This window comes from Aliivibrio sp. S10_S31 (assembly GCF_014694495.1).
Lineage (GTDB): Bacteria > Pseudomonadota > Gammaproteobacteria > Enterobacterales > Vibrionaceae > Aliivibrio > Aliivibrio fischeri.
This window is the reverse complement of sequence record NZ_JAAUWR010000122.1, coordinates 1-442: the sequence shown is the minus strand read 5'-3', so window position 1 is coordinate 442 and position 442 is coordinate 1. Positions and strand designations below refer to the sequence as shown.

The following is a 442-nucleotide window of genomic DNA, read 5'->3' as shown; positions in this document are numbered from 1 at the left end:
GTTTAGCGAAAGATAGTGATTTTGAGTTCTTATTTGAACTTAAAAAGGCGGCTGAATTTGAGCCAATTAAGGCTGTGTTTGGTTGGGACGATAAAATCCAACGTGAAATGCATCAAGATGAATGGGATGAGGAAAAACCAACCATCATTGAAATGTCAGGTGAAGCCGTAGGTAGCTATTTACTTCAAAACAAAGGCGACCATTTCTATTTTTGCCGTTTTTTTTTATTACCAAGCTTTCACGGGAAAGGAATAGGAAGTCAGGTTTTAAGCCAATGTTTAGAGTTTGCTGATAGCGAGAATAAACCAGTGAAATTGTGTTATTTGCAAGGCAATCGAGTAGGCGGTTTATATCGTAAATTTGGTTTCCAAGTAACATCAGAAGATGCTCAATTTGTTCATATGAACCGTGTGAGAATGTGCTTATAACAAATGCATCAACA

The 442-nt window shown here is 37.1% G+C and carries 1 protein-coding gene; it reads left to right on the top strand.

Translation table 11 applies throughout. The features are described from left to right. Positions 1-428, top strand: a 428-nt coding sequence (locus HC728_RS19875) for a GNAT family N-acetyltransferase (protein WP_190395993.1), incomplete at its 5' end; no start/stop codon positions are given. Positions 429-442 lie beyond the last annotated feature (14 nt).